The organism is Bacillus cereus group sp. BfR-BA-01331 (genome assembly GCF_022663915.1).
GTDB lineage: Bacteria > Bacillota > Bacilli > Bacillales > Bacillaceae_G > Bacillus_A > Bacillus_A mycoides.
The window spans coordinates 208,113-225,975 of sequence record NZ_JAKUGJ010000002.1 but is presented as its reverse complement, the minus strand read 5'-3'; the positions used below and the strand labels follow the sequence as shown (position 1 = coordinate 225,975).

Genomic DNA, 17,863 nt, shown 5'->3' with positions numbered 1-17,863 from the left:
AAATGATAAAAGATATGCAACCATTTTTACAACAAGCTTGGGAGAAGGCTGGTTTTAAAGAATTTACTGAAATTCAAAAACAAGCGATTCCAACTATTTTAGAAGGACAAGACGTTATTGCTGAATCTCCAACTGGAACAGGAAAAACATTAGCGTACTTATTACCACTTTTACATAAAATTAATCCTGAAGTTAAACAACCGCAAGTTGTAATTTTAGCGCCAACTCGTGAACTTGTTATGCAAATTCATGAAGAGGTTCAAAAGTTTACAGCGGGAACTGATATTTCAGGTGCGTCTTTAATTGGTGGTGCGGATATTAAGCGCCAAGTTGAAAAATTAAAGAAACATCCGAGAGTTATTGTCGGTTCACCAGGACGTATTTTAGAATTGATTCGTATGAAAAAATTAAAGATGCATGAAGTGAAAACGATTGTATTTGATGAGTTTGATCAAATTGTAAAACAAAAGATGATGGGTGCTGTACTTGATGTAATTAAATCAACGATGCGCGATCGTCAATTAGTATTCTGCTCGGCGACAATAACAAAAGCTGCAGAAGATGCGGCACGTGATTTGACAGTTGAACCACAATTAGTACGTGTAACACGTTCAGAGGCACAGAGCCTAGTTGAACATACGTATATCGTTTGTGAGCGTCGTGAAAAAAATGATTATATTAGAAGAGTTATGCATATGGGAAATGTAAAAGCAGTTGCCTTCTTAAATGATCCATTCCGTTTAGATGAAATTACTCAAAAACTGAAGTTCCGTAAAATGAAAGCAGCAGCACTTCATGCAGAGGCAAGCAAACAAGAGCGTGAAGTAACGATGCGCGCGTTCCGTAGCGGGAAATTAGAAATATTACTTGCTACTGATATTGCAGCACGTGGATTAGATATCGATGATTTAACACACGTAATCCACTTAGAGTTACCAGACACAGTAGACCAATATATTCATCGCTCAGGACGTACTGGACGTATGGGCAAAGAAGGAACAGTTGTTTCTCTTGTAACAGAACAAGAAGAGCGTAAATTACTTCAATTTGCGAAAAAATTAGGTATCGTGTTTACGAAACAAGAAATGTTCAAAGGAACATTTGTAGAATCGAAACCACCGGCACCAAAGAAAAAGAAACCAGCTTTTACTGGTAAGAAAAAGCCTAGATAAATAATGAGAAAGACGTAACTATGCCTACTGGTAAAGTGTTTAACTTTGCTGATAGTGAAGGGAATTACTTTGCAGTAATGGAAAAAAATAAATAATTATGTAGTTATGTGAAAATCCCCCTCGTAAATAATGAGGGGGATTAAATATTTGAAGTCAATTTTTTATTAACGAGTTGTTCTATAAAAAATGTTCCTTTTTCAATTGCAGTCTCAATATAACCAACGATTTGATCAAATGAAAATACTTGTAAGTTTTCGTGCAAGTGTTGCTCAGGATATAGCATATCTTCAAAAATATATTGCCGAAAAGCTAAAACATTCTCTCTAGAAACCTCCTCTATATTCACAATGTTAGCCTCTTGATTAAGTAGGGTGAAGAGCTGCTGTTCTTTATCGTAATGATGCAACAATTGTGCGTTCAATAATTTAAAATCGTTATAGTACATAGGTGCGATAGTTTCGTCGTTTTCTATTCTGTTTTTAAGCCAAGGTAGAAAAAAGCCGCTTAGCCAATTATCATCGGCAATGAGGTGGGTATAATAACCTAAAATATAAGGGGAATCCAGATGATCTTCGTATTTATGAATAAAGGAATCATAATCTATTCTTCTCGTATAGTTCTTCGTTGTACCAGCGTAAAAATGTGAAGTTCCTTTTTCTTTTTTTGAATGAACAGCATCAGGAGCTACACCACCAAGTAAGAAAGAAGTTTTATCTTGAATAGAAAGTTTCTCAGCAATACCGCTCGCGATAATGATATGCATAATTCGTGATCCCATGAATAACACCTCTATTTCATGTATTCATTTTAGGGAGCTGTCTGAACGTGTAGTATTACTTTCCCTGTACTTTGTCTACTTTCGACCCATTCATGTGCTTTCCCTGCATCTTGAAGGGGAAAAGATTTCGTAGCTTTAATTTGTAAACTTCCATCGCGTAAATAATGGAAAACTTGATTCGCAGTTTCTTGAAGCAATTCAGGACGTTTTTTCCGTGTAGTGCCAAAGCTGAAACCGAGTATAGAACGGCAACTTGCGTGTAAATCTTTCGTTTGAAAACTACCAACTTCTCCGCTAGCATTGCCGAAATGGACGAGGCGACCGTAATAAGCAAGGCAGTCTAAACTTCTTTCGGACACAGTACCAGAAATAGAATCTAAAACAATATTAACGCCTTCTCCGTTTGTAAGCTGATCTACCCTCTCTACAAAATCTTCATCTTGATGACAAATAACATAATCAGCGCCAGCATCTAAAGCAATTTTTCTTTTCGCTTCACTTCCAACAGTACCGATAACTTTTTTAGCCCCTAATAGTTTTGCAAGTTGAATCGCTGTAGTACCAATTCCTCCAGCAGCTGCATGAATTAGAACAGATTCACCTTGTTGAAGTCTTGCAACATTTGCAAGTAAATTGTAGCTTGTAAAAGATACGATAGGGCAGGCAGCTGCAGCTTGAAAATCGACTTCATCAGGTAAAACGAAAGTAAGATTTTCGTTTGCGACAACGTATTCTGCGTAAGATCCGTTTTGAGGGAAAGCGATGACACGTTGTCCAGAATGAATATTTTTCACTTGAGAACCTACGTGTTCTACAATACCAGCTACATCTATACCTGGAATAAAAGGTAATGCTTTGTTTCCTTTTTTGCCATAGCGTGATTTAATATCGGCGAAATTAACACTAGTAGCGACAACACGAATTAACACTTGATTGTCTGAAATAGCCGGCATATCCACATCTGTATATTTCATTACTTCAGGACCACCGAACGACGTTACAACGATAGCTTTCATATACATCCTCCTAAATTTGACTATATATATTATTTTAAATCTTCATTAGGAATTGGAAAATTATATAATTGTTATGCAAGGTTATAAGTGAAGCTTATGAAGTCATTGCATCATTATATTAACTTATTTGAAAAAACTTTGAAAGAAATCGAACGAAATATCGTTTTCTTGCCAATATATAGTGTAGGAAAAAGGAGGGATGGTACATGAAGGGTGAAACAGTGTATTCAGATTTAATCCAATTAACTTTATCAGGCAATAAAGAAGCATATAGCGAATTGTATGATAAAACGATTCAAGAAGTATATAAGACAGCACATTTTTTAATAGAAGACAAAACGGATGTAGATGATATCGTTCAGGAAATATACATACAGCTATATGAATCGCTTCGTAAATATGATAGTGAGAAGCCATTTAGACCTTGGCTAATTGGACTTGCGATTAAACAAATTCATTCTTATAGAAGAAAGAGGTGGATGCGACTGCGAATTGTAAAAAAAGCAGAAGAGCAAAGAAAACCAGTACAAATTGATTTTTCTAGCGATGTTGTAAGTAAAATATCAAATCAAAAATTAATAGAACTCATTCATAAGTTACCGTATAAATTGAAACAAGTTATTATCTTAAGATACTTACACGATTACTCTCAAGAAGAAGTAGCACAAATATTACATATTCCAATCGGTACAGTGAAGTCTAGAATTCATGCGGCATTAAAGAAACTACGCCAAAAAGAACAAGTAGAAGAAATCTTTTTAGGAGAGGTAGGGAATGTGAAATGAGCTTAGATTGTAAAGTTAGAGAATCTATACAAGAAGAAGCGAAGGGGATTGTTGCCCCGCCGGAGTTAAAAGAAAAAGTAATTGTTCAGATTAAAATGAAGCGAGGGGGGAACAAAAGGAAGAAGCGTCTTATTGCAGGAGTGCTTGCAGCCGCATTTTTAATCCCAACGACTGGTTTTGCTTACCAATCTATTATGGCGGATGGTATATACGGTTCGTTTGAGAACTTAAAAAAACATGCCGGAGCGATGACATTAGAAGCGTATATGCGTTTTAATGCAAAGTTATCAGAAGCGAAAGACGAAATGGGTGCGAAGGAATATGAAGAGTTTACAAAAGAACTAAAGAAATTAACGAATGCAAAGCTTGAGTACGGGGATTCGAACGGTAATATTGATTATGATCAATTATCACAAGCTAAAAAAGAGGAAATGAAAAAGGTAGAAATGGAACTTCAGCCGTATTTTGATAAATTAAATGGCCATAAATCTAGTAAAGAAGTATTAACTTCAGAAGAGTATGAACAATATATGGAAGCGTTAATGTCATATCAAACTGTATTAGTAAAAGCGAAATCGAGTGGTGGGATAACAGTAGAAGAAGTACCTGAAGCTTATAAAGAAAGATTTATTAAAGCAGAACAGTTTATGGAGTATGTAGATGAAAAGGTGAGCTTTTCTTATTGAAACGTAAATATATTAACCACCTATTCCTTTTGCTAGCAATAAGAAATATACAAATATTAGTATGACTCCATTTAATGTCGTACCAACTATTTTAAATAGCCAATTCTTTGATGCGATCGCAAAAATAATACCGAGTAATGAAAGAATACTTAGAAGCACAATAATTAATGTTAAATTTGAATTAGGTCCTCTTAAAATAAAGAAAGAACATATACTTGTGATAAACGTTAAAAACGAGAAAGTCCCTAATTTCATAATAAGTCTCCCTTGTTTGAAATGTATTTTGATTTAGTGCGCGACTTTCTTTAGTTTAACATAAATTTCCTATTACCAATTAAATATATGAACAATAAAAAACGAGTATAAAATCTATGCGATTTCATACTCGTTTTGTTATTACTTAAATTTCCTTACCACATGTATAGCAACTCTTACAAGGAGTATTGCACTTATAAATAACCCAGCATAACCAACGGCACTTAAAAATTGAACATTAGGTTCTTTTGCATACAAGTCAGGGGCAGAATTACCTTGACTTGCTTAATAAATTGAAAGTGAGAAATCACTTAGTTATATTCCTTACTATTCTCCTTGTCTTTTTGTATAAAACAATCTAAAAGCGAGTAACCAGCTATTAAACTAATAATGGTAATGAAAGTTGTATTCACAAGAATAATATTAGTTAAATAAGGTAGGTATTTACCAACTGGTGAAAAGAGTAGAGCTGGAGAAAAGGCAATGAATAGTGTTGGCAACGTAATAGCGATAAACTTATCCGGCTGAAAGTTCCAGTTTTGTTTACTCGTTTCGCGATTAATTGATTGTAGGAATCGTAATAAAATGCCGACCAAAAGAGGGAAGAGTGTAAAGTAGAATAATCTTGGATAGACGTTAAAGTTCACTTGCGCGTCTGTATCTAAATAAAATTGAATTTTAACACCTACAACTAATAATAAGATGATAAATAATGTAAAGCAGAGGTATAGTATCACTTTTTGCATTCCATTCCACCATCCTTTATTAAAAAATATATTCAAGGAGCGAAGATATATACGATAATGGCGTTGTATATATCTTCGTTTTCTATTAGTTAATTGTGGATTTTGTTTGCTTCGTTAAGTAATCAATAATTCCCATCGCGCTAATTTCTAAATCAAGATGTAAAATGTTATAAACAGAATGATTGGATGGAACATTTAGCTTTGTAAGATGAGTGGAGACTTTCTCTAGTAGTAAAGATTGTAATGCCTTAGTAGCCTCATCAAAATCAGTATGTTTTTGAAAAATTTCATTTCCAGTATTAACGAAAATAGGTAACCAATGTTCAAGTTGGTTATATACTTCTGTAACATTGGATGATGCGCCGTAATGACCGAAATAAATAGTATCTACATTCATACTTTGAATATGATTTTTAGAAGCAATCATCGCATCTGGCTGGAATTGTGAAGGAGACGTTGATGGTAGATATAGTTCTACACCAAGGTCTGCGAGTTCTCTATAATAAATTCCTATTGTATCACCAGTAAAAATGCCGTTTGTTAATGAATCGTGAATGCTAATATGGTGCTTCGCATGTCCCGGTGTATCATAAAATGTGAGTGTACGGTCTTCTGCAATTTTTAATGTATCACCATTTTGTACAATATGAACACGTTCTTCTTCAATTGGAAGAATTGGATCAAAAAGTTTATCAAAATCTTCTTTGTACACAGCTTTTGCGCCAAGAATTAGTTTTGTTGGATCAATCAGATGACGAGCCCCGCGCGGATGCACAAATAGAGTAGCATTTGGGCACTTTTCCATCATTAACCCTGCTGCGCCTGCGTGATCTAAATGAACATGTGTAACGATAATGTTTTTTACATCATTTAAATTAATATGTAATTGCTGTAAGCCGTCTAAAATATAGGGAAGAGAAGGGGCCGCACAAGTTTCAATTAAAGTAATATCGTCACCTAATAAAACGTATGTACCTGTGCGTTCATCATGTTGTAAGTCATAATCATCAATAAGATATAGATGAGAAGATAGTTGTTCTACTTTTTTCATACTTACCACTCCTTATATACGGTATGTATCTATTATACGCTAAAAACAGAAAAAGACAGAAAACGAAAGCTCGTCTTCTGCCCTTTTGTAATGTAGTTATTTCGTTTGTTCTTTATTGATAGACATAACGAACAGTCCAACAATGCCACCAACGATCGGAAGTATAATTTCTCCTGCTAAATTAAAGTAGGAGCTTAAAAATAAACCATTTACATCGATTACCCAGCCAATAACATACAATAACATCATATATAGTACGAAATAAAACTCGCGATTTGAAATCGTTTCATGTTGTGCAGTTTTCATAATGAACACCATCCTTTTCTATTATAATGGAAATATAAACTGTCACATTTTGTTCACAAATTAATTGTAAAACTTTCCATCATAAAAGTCTAGTATATTGTGTCGAACTTTCGAACGAAAATAAAGCGCTATCATTACGGTATGTGAATACGTAATAAGAGCTGTATATTTACGAATGTAGTATAGTATAAACATAGAATGATAGTGAAGAGAGGGGTATGAACAATGACAGTTTATGATTTTTCAGCTAAAACAATAACAGGAGAAGAAAAATCGTTAAAAGATTACGAAGGAAAAGCACTTCTTATTGTAAATGTAGCTAGTAAATGTGGATTTACACCACAATATAAAGGGTTACAGGAAGTATATGATAAATATAAAGACCAAGGACTAGAAATACTCGGTTTCCCTTGTAATCAATTTGGGGGACAAGAACCAGGCACAGAAGCTGATATTACTAGTTTTTGTGAATTGAACTACGGTGTGAACTTCCCAATGTTTGCAAAGATTGATGTAAAAGGTGACAAGGCTCATCCACTTTATACATACATGACAGAACAAGCACCAGGTTTACTCGGTATGAAAGCAGTGAAATGGAACTTTACTAAGTTTCTAATTGGAAAAGACGGGAAAATAGTAGGGCGTTTTGCGCCGCAGACGAAGCCGGTGGATTTAGAGGTTGAGATTGAGAAGGTGCTTGGGGAATAATTAGGAGTTAGCTATCTATTATGTTTACTAAAAAACACCTCAAAGAACAAAGTAGCTCTTTGAGGTGTTTTCTTTAAACTCACATTATCAAGATTAAATCACTCTATCGTAGTCGTTTGATTTAGGCAGAGAAGCTGCTTTTTTCATAAGCACTTCCCATAAGTGTACGGATGTCTTCCATTCGGCTGCGGCCTGTTCCTTTTGATACATAGCGTTCTCATAACTGAAAGTAAGTTGTTGCATATCGGCCGAATTGTAAAGTGTATCGATGTGGAGAGCGTATTCTCGGAATGTTTGACTTTCACCCCGTGGTATGCCGATTCTCGCAAATTGTTTTAAAAGTGCACCGTAAGCTTTTTGATAAACAGCATCATCTTTTCGGTATTTATAGAAAAGAATAATAAAAAATGTAATCCATTTCATTCTAGTGGTGAAGAGAATGTATCCGATGATACTAATCGGTATCGTAGAGAGGAATACGTACCACCAAGAAAAATCATTTTTGGAATTTGTGATCTTTTTAGTAGAGGCTTCTTCTGTATTTTCTATTAAACTTTTGAGCTTTGCTTCATTGTTCCGTTGGTGTATTGGCTCGTTATTAGAATTATTTACTTCGTTATTTTGTGAAGTAGAAGCAGGAGTATTATTTGTAAAATTATAGGGATTGGTAAATCCTTTTGTTGGTTCGAATGGAATCCATCCGTATCCTGGGAAATATACTTCGACCCAAGAGTGTGCGTTATTGTTCGCGATTGTATAAACATTCTCACCTTCTGCAGAGGCAAGTGTATTCTCAAGAGTTCCTTCTGTAAATCCTTTTACCCAGCGAGCAGGAATCCCGGCAGAACGAAGTAACACGATCATAGATGTCGAAAAATTATTACAGTAACCGCTTTTTGTATCGAAAAGGAATTGATCTACATAGTCTTGGCTTTTGGCAGGGTATAAGACATTCATTGTTTCGTATACAAAAGAATTGTCTGTGAAGTAATTTTCAATAGCTAATACTTTATCATATCGGTTGTCTTTATCATTTGTAAGATTGACAGCCAAGTCTTTTACTCGCTGCGGTAATGATTCGGGAAGTTGTGTGTACTTTGTCATGAAATAAGGACTTGTTTCATGACCTTCATTCGTTTTTACAGATTTCAAATTTTCTATGGAAAACTCCGGAATCTCATATGTTACTTTATACGAATTTAAAGTAGTAGAAGAGTCTCCGTGCATCGTATAGATTTTTTCTGAAAATGGGTCAACGCTGTATGATACATCAGTAGAAGCATCAACAGATACTAATCCTGCTGGATAGGTAAGGTGAGGATAACTTTTTTGCATGGTGATTGTTGCTTCGGTTGTCTCCGTTTTTGTATTTTGTTCGTACCAACTCACGACGTCGTTTTTATTTTTAAAAGAAACCTTTTTCGGGTTTTCAGAAACCTCCCAGCCTTTTCCTGTATAAAAATCTTTTGTTTCTACTCTCCAATATTGTTTGTTTTGCGTTTGTGCTGTAAAAACAATTGTATTATCCGCCTTAAAAGGACCACCTAATTGCGAGTCATCTAGACCATATCCAATTTTAGAAACTTCTTGTTCTTTACTTGCTTCAGATGTGTTGAATTTTAAAAAATCCATTGGGTTTGGCCATTGAGGGCCAAATTTTGGAGCAAAGTATGCGATGGTTGCTGACAATACAATAAATATTGTAAGAGGTCTAAGTAATTTTGAGATTACTCTAGCATAATTTTGTAAGTGTTCAATCTCTTTTATTCGTTCTATTTGAAGAAGACTAAGCATAAAAAAGCCTATGACAACAGTACGAATAATAGCGTAGTTTGCATTGTATAAATGTAAGTTATGAAAAGTTGTGATATAAATAATAGTCAATACAAGAAATAACAACCCACGTTTTTTATGAATAACCCAAAAAGAGCTGAAAGAACTCAAAAACCAAAATGATAGAAAAAATAATAATGTTGGAAAAACTGGAGAAATATCTAGCAAATTCCCTTGAAATAACAGGGAGGAATTTCGAGAAATATCAGAAAAAAATTTCGTTAGCCAAGATGGATTTATAAAAGCATTTTTATAATACAGGAAATGAATGATGAATAAAATCGTGACGATCTTTATTGGAATCTGCCACCTTGTTTGAAAAAAAGAGAGAGTGAAGCAAATTCCTATAAATATTACAAAAATATCTAATCTACCTACGTTTGTAATACCTATAAGGGGCCTTAGCCATTCTAGTAAAAGTAGAAATGCGCATGCATGCATGAAAAATCTAGTCATATCCAATTGTTTTTTTGCCTGTAATGTTATCATTTGTTCACCTCAAAAAACACGTTTGTATACTGGTTTCCATAAACCACATTTACAAATATTTGTCGTTTTTGTAGAGTTTCTAGAATACTGAGTTCTCGATGTGAGAGCTGGTTTGCTTTTTCTTTCACGACAAACACCATTAATTTTCTGTTTTTTATAGCAGCAAAGTTAGCCGCCTTTTGAATATCGGGAGAAAGATCGCTTGTCACGAGTATAATCGTTACGGGCTCATAAATTTTTCTTAATTCCATTTCTACACTCCCGGAGAGCGGGAATACACTGTCTGCTTGTACTTTTGCTAAATGAAAAAAGATTTGTTGCAACTGACTATCCCCATTGTTTAAAGGGAAAATAGTTTGTTCTTTTCCGACAGACACGAATGATGCTGGTGAATTTTGCTTCAAGACAGCCCTCACAATAGAGGCAGTAAACGTTACGACTGATTCGAATAGAGGGGACTCAGTTCTGTCCATAAATATCATAATATTATGGCTGCGCTGTTGTTCAAATTCTTTCGTCATAATGTTGTTTGTTCGTGCAGTTGCTTTCCAATCAATCCATGAAAAGCGATCACCAGGCTTATATTCTCTGACACCGACAGAGATTGTAGAGTCCTTTACTAAATTTATATTTGCTGAAAGCGCTCCTTGTTCGAAATGATTTTCCAATTGTCGATACGTTATATCTACATACTGGGGATAGACTAAAAATGTATCTGGAACTGAAAAAGTTACTTCTTTCTCCATCATACCGAATAGATCACCAGTTTTGACACGTACGCTTGAAAAAGTGTGCTCTCCTCTAGGGATTGTGTCAATAACATATTGAAACGAAATATTCCGTTTGAATCCTGGAAAGAGTATTACCTTATTCACCTTCGTTTGTATACAACTTGTAAATTGTGATGGTAGTTCATCTTCTATAACTAAATAAAGTAAGGGAAAAGGAAATTTTCTTTTTATTGTAATAGCGCTTAAAAGTTGTTCTCCGGCTACATATTCGTTTTTGTTTGTTATTCGTTTTACTTCAGCGTCTCGTAAAGCGTAGAAGGGAAATAGTAGTGAATAAAGACCAATAGGAATCGTACTGTAAAACAAAAACCAACTTACAAATCCTCCTTGAAGCATAGCGTACACAAATGTTAAGACTAGGCATAAAGGTATTAGCAATAACTTCGTAACGTGATATAGCGCCCGTAGTAGTCGTTTCATCAAAGGTTTTTCGTCCTTTGAGTCGGCACGGTAGTTCGTGCAACGATTTTGGCGATAACTTGTTCGCCTGTTATTCCTTCAAATCTTGCTTCCATTTTTAGAATGAGTCTGTGAGCTAAAACGTAAGGAGCTAAAAATTTAACATCGTCTGGAATAACATAATTTCTGCCATGGATGAATGCATAAGCTTGTGAAGCTTTCATTAAAGCGATTGAGCCGCGTGGACTTGCACCTAGCTGTATAGAACTATAAGAACGCGTCTGAGTAACAAGTTTTACAATGTAATGCTTGATTGCTTTGTCCATGCTTACTTCCCGTACGCTTTGTTGTAAATAAAGTAATTCTTTTATTGTAGTAATAGCTTGTAAATGAGAGAGTGGATTTGTTTTTTCCATCCGGTTTAAAATTTCAAATTCTTCTTCTGGTGTAGGATATCCCATTCTTAGCTTCAACAAGAAACGATCGAGCTGAGCTTCTGGTAAAGGATATGTTCCCTCATACTCGACCGGATTTTGTGTAGCCATTACAAAGAAAGGTTTTGGTAACGATCTTGTAATGCCATCTATTGTGATAGTGCCTTCTTCCATACTTTCAAGTAAGGCAGATTGTGTCTTTGGAGATGTACGATTAATTTCATCAGCAAGTACAAAATTCCCCATAATCGGTCCAGGCTTGAACTCAAATTGGAGTTCTTTTGGATTATAAATAGAAACACCTGTTACATCTGACGGCAGTAAATCAGGTGTGAATTGAATACGCTTGTAATCAGCATCAATTGATTTAGAAAGAGCACGTACTAGCATTGTTTTCCCAACGCCAGGAACATCTTCTAATAGTACATGACCTTCAGCTAAGAGAGCTGTCAAAGCTAAGAGCGTTTCTTGTCGTTTTCCGACCATTAATTTTTCAATATTGGTGATTATTTTTTCTACTATGGGATGTAATGAATCAAGCTGGGGCATCGTAATCCTCCTAATTTTATTATCTTTTCTAATTCATTTTTATGTTAAAGAAAAGGAGTTCCTTCATTTTAATGCAGTATAATAGTAATCTAAGAGGTAAGTAGGAATGGTTTATATAAGTTCATATTGAGAACTTATATAAATAGGAAAAACTTAAATGTTAAAAAATCATGGTGATATACTTTATAATTTCTATGTCCCCAAAGGGAATCCTACTCGTAATTTTATGAATATTCAGATTATATATGCGGATAACATCTAGTATAATTGTTTCCGTAATTAAGGGCAATACAGTAAATAATGATTTGTAGTTTTATCCCTCTATTTGCGGGCTCATTAAAGTTTCACTTTATATAAAATATGTCTTGATAATAGTATCGTTGCAGAAAAGTAAATTCCTTATAGCATTATTGAAGTAGTATCAAAACTCTTTCTAATATATTTATATAAAAACGTAGGAATTTCTCTTGCGTTTTTTCTTATGCAAAAAAAGGTGAATCCTCCAAATACTATTCTCCTAATAAGCCCACCGCTGACCGAAATCTTCACAACAAAACAAAGTAATCTTTACTTATAAATGTTTCCCCTTAAACCGATTTCCAAATGAATTTATGACAATCTCTTGAACTGTGCGAAATGTCACATCTGTATTTTACAACCTCTTTTATAGTAAGGGTATGTAAGAGAGACGTACTAAGGGAGTGAACAGTATGAAGAAGAAACCTTCAGCACTAATGAGACGTTTAAAATATTTTTCACCAATAGATCGTTATAACGATAATCATACACAAGAAACATATGAAGATCGTGAATGGGAAAATGTGTACAGAAAGCGTTGGCAGCATGATAAAGTAATCCGTTCTACACATGGCGTGAACTGTACTGGTTCTTGTAGCTGGAACATTTATGTGAAAGATGGAATTGTAACATGGGAAGGGCAGGAGCTTAACTATCCGACTACAGGTCCTGATATGCCTGATTTTGAACCAAGAGGATGTCCGCGTGGAGCGAGCTTTTCTTGGTACATTTATAGTCCGCTTCGTGTGAAATATCCATATGTACGTGGTGTGCTTTGGGAAATGTGGCAAGAAGAACTACAAAATAACGAGTCACCATTAGATGCTTGGAAAAGCATTGTGGAAAACCCTGAAAAGGCACGTAAGTATAAGCAGGCGCGTGGTAAAGGGGGATTCATTCGTGCGAATTGGGATGAAGTATTACAACTTGTTTCAGCTTCTTTACTTTATACAGTAATTAAATACGGTCCAGACCGCAATGTTGGTTTTTCGCCAATTCCAGCTATGTCGATGTTAAGTCACGCTGCAGGTAGCCGTTTCATGCAACTTATGGGTGGACCGATGCTTAGCTTTTATGATTGGTATGCTGATTTGCCACCAGCTTCTCCGCAAATTTGGGGTGATCAAACTGATGTACCAGAAAGTAGTGACTGGTATAACTCTGGTTACATTATGACATGGGGCTCAAACGTACCGATGACGAGAACGCCAGATGCTCACTTTTTAGCAGAGGTTCGATATAAAGGAACGAAAGTCGTTTCTGTAAGTCCTGACTTTGCCGAGTCTACAAAGTTTGCAGATGATTGGATTAGTGTGAAACAAGGTACAGATGGTGCACTTGCGATGGCAATGGGGCATGTGATCTTACAAGAATTTTACGTAGATAATCAAGTGGAATACTTCACAAAGTATGCGAAGCAATATACTGATTTTCCTTTCTTTGTCACATTGAAACAAAAAGGAGATCAATTCGTCGCTGATCGTTTCTTAAATGCTACTGATATTGGACGTGAAACAAAGTTAGGAGAATGGAAGCCTGTTCTTTGGAACGATAACACGAAAGATTTTGCAACACCTCACGGCACAATGGGATCACGTTGGGATAACGAGAAGAAATGGAACTTGCGTTTAGAAGATGAACAGACAGGTGAAACAATTGATCCACGTCTTTCTTTACTTGGAATGGAAGATAGTGTTGAAACAGTGCAAATTCCGTACTTCTCTGATGATGGAAATACAATATTAGAACGTACAATTCCAGTGAAAAAAGTTATGACAGAAGAAGGCGAAGTGTTCGTTACAACTGTATATGACTTAACGTTAGCAAATTACGGTGTGAACCGAGGTCTTGGTGGGCAAGAACCGAAAGATTTCAATGATGATGTACCGTTTACACCTGCATGGCAAGAGAAAATGACTGGAGTAAAACGAGAGCTTATTATTCAAATTGCTCGTGAGTTCGCGCAAAATGCAGTTGATACGAATGGCCGCTCGATGATTATTATGGGAGCTGGTATTAACCATTGGTTTAACTCTGATACGATTTATCGCGCAGTTTTAAATCTTGTTCTTCTCGTTGGGGCACAAGGTGTAAACGGCGGCGGTTGGGCACATTATGTTGGTCAAGAAAAATTACGACCAGCAGAAGGATGGCAAACAATCGCGATGGCGAAAGATTGGCAGGGGCCACCGAAATTACAAAACGGTACATCTTTCTTCTATTTCGTAACAGATCAATGGCGCTATGAAGATACACCTGTTGGACATTTAGCATCACCAGTTGAGGGCAACTCTCGTTATCAACATCACGGTGATTACAATGTATTAGCAGCACGACTTGGCTGGTTACCTTCTTATCCAACATTCGAGAAGAATGGAATTGAATTATATAAAGAAGCTGTTGCTGCTGGTGCAACAACACAAGAAGAAATCGGAAAATACGTTGCACAAAAACTAAAAGAAAAAGAACTGAAATTTGCAATTGAAGATCCAGATAATAAAAACAACTTCCCGCGTAACTTATTCGTATGGCGTGCAAACTTAATTTCAAGTTCTGGTAAAGGGCACGAATATTTCTTAAAACATTTATTAGGTACAACAAACGGATTAATGAATGATGATAGTGATTCATTACGACCAGAAGAAATTAAATGGCATGAAGATGCACCTGAAGGGAAGTTAGATTTACTCATTAATTTAGATTTCCGTATGGCTGGAACGGCGCTTTATTCTGATATCGTCTTACCTGCTTCAACTTGGTATGAAAAACACGATTTGAGCAGTACAGATATGCATCCATTTGTACATCCATTTAATCCAGCAATCGGTTCACCGTGGGAAGCACGCTCTGACTGGGATATTTTCACCTCTCTTTCTAAAGCTGTGTCAGATTTAGCGAAGAAAATCGATCTTGAACCAATGAAAGAAGTCGTTGCAACACCACTTCTTCACGATACACCGCAAGAATTAGCGCAACCACTTGGCAAGATTAAAGACTGGAGCAAAGGTGAGTGTGAACCGATCCCAGGTAAAACAATGCCGCAAATTCATGTTGTCGAAAGGGATTATAAAACGATTTATGACAAGATGACAGCGCTTGGACCAAATACCGGAAAACAACCGATTGGTACGAAAGGGATTTCTTGGTCGGCAGAAAAAGAATATGAGCAATTAAAGAGTCGATTAGGAGTTGTTCGAACGGATTCTATTGCGAAGGGGTGCCCAGACATAAAAGAAGCAATTAATGCTGCTGAGGCGGTATTAACACTTTCTTCTACAACAAACGGTCATATGGCGGTAAAAGCATGGGAAGCGCTTGAAAAACAAACCGATTTAAAACTACGTGACTTAGCAGAAGAACGTGAAGAAGAATGCTTCACATTTGAACAAATTACAGCGCAGCCTAAAACAGTAATTACTTCTCCGGCCTTTACTGGTTCTGAAAAAGGTGGACGCCGTTACTCACCATTTACAACAAATGTTGAACGTCTCATCCCTTGGAGAACGATAACTGGTCGACAATCTTTCTACTTAGATCACGACATGATGAAAGAATTTGGCGAAACGATGGCAACATTTAAACCAATACTGCAACATAAACCATTCCGTAAATCACGCCCTGAAGTAGAAGGGAAAGAAATTACACTAAACTATTTAACACCGCATAATAAGTGGTCGATTCATAGTATGTACTTCGATTCATTGCCAATGTTAACGCTGTTTAGAGGTGGTCCAACTGTTTGGATGAATAAAGATGATGCGAATGAAGCTGGTGTTGCTGATAATGATTGGATTGAATGCTTTAACCGTAACGGCGTAGTCGTAGCACGTGCTGTTGTAACGCACCGTATACCGAGGGGGATGGCATTTATGCACCATGCGCAAGATCGTCACATTAACGTGCCTGGTACGAAATTAACAAGCACCCGCGGGGGAACACATAATAGTCCAACCCGTATTCACGTTAAACCAACACACATGATTGGTGGATATGGCCAATTAAGCTATGGATTTAACTATTATGGTCCGACTGGGAACCAGCGTGACTTAAACGTTGTAATCCGTAAACTGAAGGAGGTAGATTGGCTTGAAGATTAAAGCGCAAGTCGGAATGGTAATGAACTTAGATAAATGCATCGGCTGCCACACTTGTAGCGTAACATGCAAAAACACCTGGACGAATCGTCCAGGTGCTGAATATATGTACTTCAATAACGTAGAAACGAAACCTGGAATTGGTTATCCGAAACAATGGGAAAATCAGGAGAAATACAAAGGCGGCTGGGAATTGAAAAATGGTGAAATTCAGCTGAAATCCGGTTCGAAAATGAAGCGTCTTATGAATATTTTTCACAATCCAGATCAACCAACAATTGATGATTACTTTGAACCTTGGAATTATGATTATGAAACATTAACAAATAGCCCGCAGCGTAAGCATCAACCAGTTGCTCGTCCGAAATCAGCAATTACGGGTGAATTTATCGACAAAATTGAATGGGGTCCAAACTGGGAAGATGATTTAGCAGGCGGACATATAACAGGGTTACAAGATCCGAACGTCAAGAAAATGGAAGAAGGAATTAAAACGGATTTTGAAAATGTCTTTATGATGTATTTACCACGTATTTGCGAACATTGTATGAATCCATCTTGTGTTTCTTCTTGTCCATCGGGTGCGATGTATAAACGTGAAGAAGATGGGATTGTTCTTGTGGATCAAAATGCATGTCGTGCATGGAGATTTTGTGTATCGTCTTGTCCGTATAAAAAAGTATATTTTAACTGGCAAACAAATAAAGCTGAAAAATGTACAATGTGTTTCCCTCGTATTGAAGCTGGTATGCCAACAATTTGTTCTGAAACATGTGTAGGACGTATCCGATATATTGGGGTAATGCTATATGACGCTGACAAAGTAAAAGAAGCGGCTTCTGTTGAAAATGAAAAAGATTTATATGAATCTCAGCTTACTGTTTTCCTAGATCCAAATGATCCAGAAGTAGCAGCTGAAGCGAAAAAACAAGGCATTCCTGAAGAATGGATTAAAGCGGCACAACAGTCGCCAATCTATAAAATGATTATCGATTGGAAAATCGCTCTACCTCTTCATCCAGAGTATCGTACAATGCCAATGGTTTGGTATATCCCACCGCTTAGCCCAATTATGAACATGGTGGAGGGGAAAGGTAGTAACTGGCAAGCAGAAGAGATTTTCCCTGCTATTGATAATATGCGTATTCCAATTCAATATTTAGCGAATTTACTCACTGCAGGAGATGAATCACATATTCGTCTTACATTGAAAAAATTGGCTGTCATGCGAACGCATATGAGAGCGTTGCAAATTAATAAAGAACCAAATGAAGCTGTATTAAAAGAACTAGGTTTAACGAAACAGGATGTAGAAGATATGTATCGTCTTCTTGCTATTGCGAAATATAAAGATCGCTTTGTTATCCCGACGTCTCACCGCGAACAAGTTGCAGATTTATATAGCGAACAAGGAAGTTGTGGTTTATCTTTCGCAGGTGGGCCAGGCTCTTGTACGACAATTTCTTAAATAAAG

15 protein-coding genes and 1 pseudogene are annotated in these 17,863 nt (G+C 36.3%); 7 read left to right on the top strand and 9 right to left on the bottom strand.

Annotated features, from left to right (window positions below; genetic code table 11):
* The first annotated feature begins 2 nt into the window (after positions 1-2).
* Positions 3-1,172, top strand: coding sequence for a DEAD/DEAH box helicase (locus MR155_RS05345; protein ID WP_002012513.1), 1,170 nt, complete (start codon positions 3-5; stop codon positions 1,170-1,172).
* Between the two features lie 14 nt (positions 1,173-1,186).
* Positions 1,187-1,267: pseudogene (locus MR155_RS05340) on the top strand (VOC family protein); the annotation flags it as partial.
* A 44-nt stretch (positions 1,268-1,311) separates the two neighbouring features.
* Here MR155_RS05340 and MR155_RS05335 read toward each other — a convergent pair.
* Both MR155_RS05335 and MR155_RS05330 read right to left on the bottom strand, forming a co-directional pair.
* Positions 1,312-1,950 carry a zinc dependent phospholipase C family protein gene (locus MR155_RS05335; protein ID WP_242308566.1) on the bottom strand — a complete coding sequence of 213 codons (639 nt, stop codon included), beginning with the start codon at positions 1,948-1,950 and terminating at the stop codon, positions 1,312-1,314.
* 29 nt (positions 1,951-1,979) lie between these two features.
* Positions 1,980-2,966, bottom strand: coding sequence for a quinone oxidoreductase family protein (locus MR155_RS05330; RefSeq protein WP_242308564.1), 987 nt, complete (start codon positions 2,964-2,966; stop codon positions 1,980-1,982).
* A gap of 206 nt (positions 2,967-3,172) precedes the next feature.
* Between MR155_RS05330 and MR155_RS05325 the strand changes: the two genes are divergently transcribed.
* Both MR155_RS05325 and MR155_RS05320 read left to right on the top strand, forming a co-directional pair.
* Positions 3,173-3,751 (top strand): sigma-70 family RNA polymerase sigma factor, encoded by a 579-nt coding sequence (locus MR155_RS05325; RefSeq protein WP_242308561.1) that lies wholly within the window; start codon positions 3,173-3,175, stop codon positions 3,749-3,751.
* Entirely contained in the window at positions 3,748-4,437 is a 690-nt protein-coding gene (locus tag MR155_RS05320) for a DUF3600 domain-containing protein (RefSeq protein WP_242308553.1), read from the top strand. The genes MR155_RS05325 and MR155_RS05320 overlap by 4 nt, the downstream gene beginning before the upstream one ends.
* Positions 4,438-4,449: 12 nt before the next feature.
* Here MR155_RS05320 and MR155_RS05315 read toward each other — a convergent pair whose 3' ends face one another.
* The 4 genes from MR155_RS05315 to MR155_RS05300 all read right to left on the bottom strand — a co-directional run bounded on the left by MR155_RS05315 (position 4,450) and on the right by MR155_RS05300 (position 6,795).
* On the bottom strand, positions 4,450-4,692 hold the full coding sequence (locus MR155_RS05315) for a hypothetical protein (RefSeq protein WP_002135917.1): 243 nt from the start codon (positions 4,690-4,692) through the stop codon (positions 4,450-4,452).
* A gap of 311 nt (positions 4,693-5,003) precedes the next feature.
* Positions 5,004-5,438, bottom strand: coding sequence for a hypothetical protein (locus MR155_RS05310; protein ID WP_113710163.1), 435 nt, complete (start codon positions 5,436-5,438; stop codon positions 5,004-5,006).
* Positions 5,439-5,523: 85 nt separating this feature from the next.
* The gene (locus MR155_RS05305) at positions 5,524-6,489 is read right to left on the bottom strand and encodes an MBL fold metallo-hydrolase (protein ID WP_242308551.1); all 966 of its coding nucleotides are present in this window, start codon (positions 6,487-6,489) and stop codon (positions 5,524-5,526) included.
* A 96-nt stretch (positions 6,490-6,585) separates the two neighbouring features.
* Positions 6,586-6,795 (bottom strand): DUF3925 family protein, encoded by a 210-nt coding sequence (locus MR155_RS05300; RefSeq protein WP_242308549.1) that lies wholly within the window; start codon positions 6,793-6,795, stop codon positions 6,586-6,588.
* 225 nt (positions 6,796-7,020) lie between these two features.
* Here MR155_RS05300 and bsaA point away from each other — a divergent pair, with 225 nt between their 5' ends.
* Complete coding sequence (gene bsaA, locus MR155_RS05295) at positions 7,021-7,503, top strand: glutathione peroxidase (protein WP_002065095.1); 483 nt, start codon at positions 7,021-7,023, stop codon at positions 7,501-7,503.
* Between the two features lie 93 nt (positions 7,504-7,596).
* On the opposite strand, the gene MR155_RS05290 is transcribed toward bsaA, so the two are convergent.
* Genes MR155_RS05290 through MR155_RS05280 form a run of 3 tightly spaced genes read right to left on the bottom strand, consistent with a single transcriptional unit; the run spans position 7,597 to position 11,998 of the window.
* Positions 7,597-9,825: a transglutaminase TgpA family protein gene (locus MR155_RS05290; protein ID WP_242308546.1), complete on the bottom strand. Its 2,229-nt coding sequence runs from the start codon at positions 9,823-9,825 to the stop codon at positions 7,597-7,599.
* On the bottom strand, positions 9,822-11,036 hold the full coding sequence (locus tag MR155_RS05285) for a DUF58 domain-containing protein (RefSeq protein WP_242308544.1): 1,215 nt from the start codon (positions 11,034-11,036) through the stop codon (positions 9,822-9,824). Before MR155_RS05285 ends, MR155_RS05290 begins: the two co-directional genes overlap by 4 nt.
* Entirely contained in the window at positions 11,036-11,998 is a 963-nt protein-coding gene (locus tag MR155_RS05280) for an AAA family ATPase (RefSeq protein WP_113938586.1), read from the bottom strand. The genes MR155_RS05285 and MR155_RS05280 overlap by 1 nt, the downstream gene beginning before the upstream one ends.
* Positions 11,999-12,708: 710 nt before the next feature.
* Between MR155_RS05280 and MR155_RS05275 the strand changes: the two genes are divergently transcribed.
* Positions 12,709-16,392 carry a nitrate reductase subunit alpha gene (locus MR155_RS05275; RefSeq protein ID WP_242308542.1) on the top strand — a complete coding sequence of 1,228 codons (3,684 nt, stop codon included), beginning with the start codon at positions 12,709-12,711 and terminating at the stop codon, positions 16,390-16,392.
* On the top strand, positions 16,382-17,857 hold the full coding sequence (gene narH / locus MR155_RS05270; RefSeq protein WP_061675506.1) for a nitrate reductase subunit beta: 1,476 nt from the start codon (positions 16,382-16,384) through the stop codon (positions 17,855-17,857). Before MR155_RS05275 ends, narH begins: the two co-directional genes overlap by 11 nt.
* Positions 17,858-17,863: the final 6 nt, after the last annotated feature.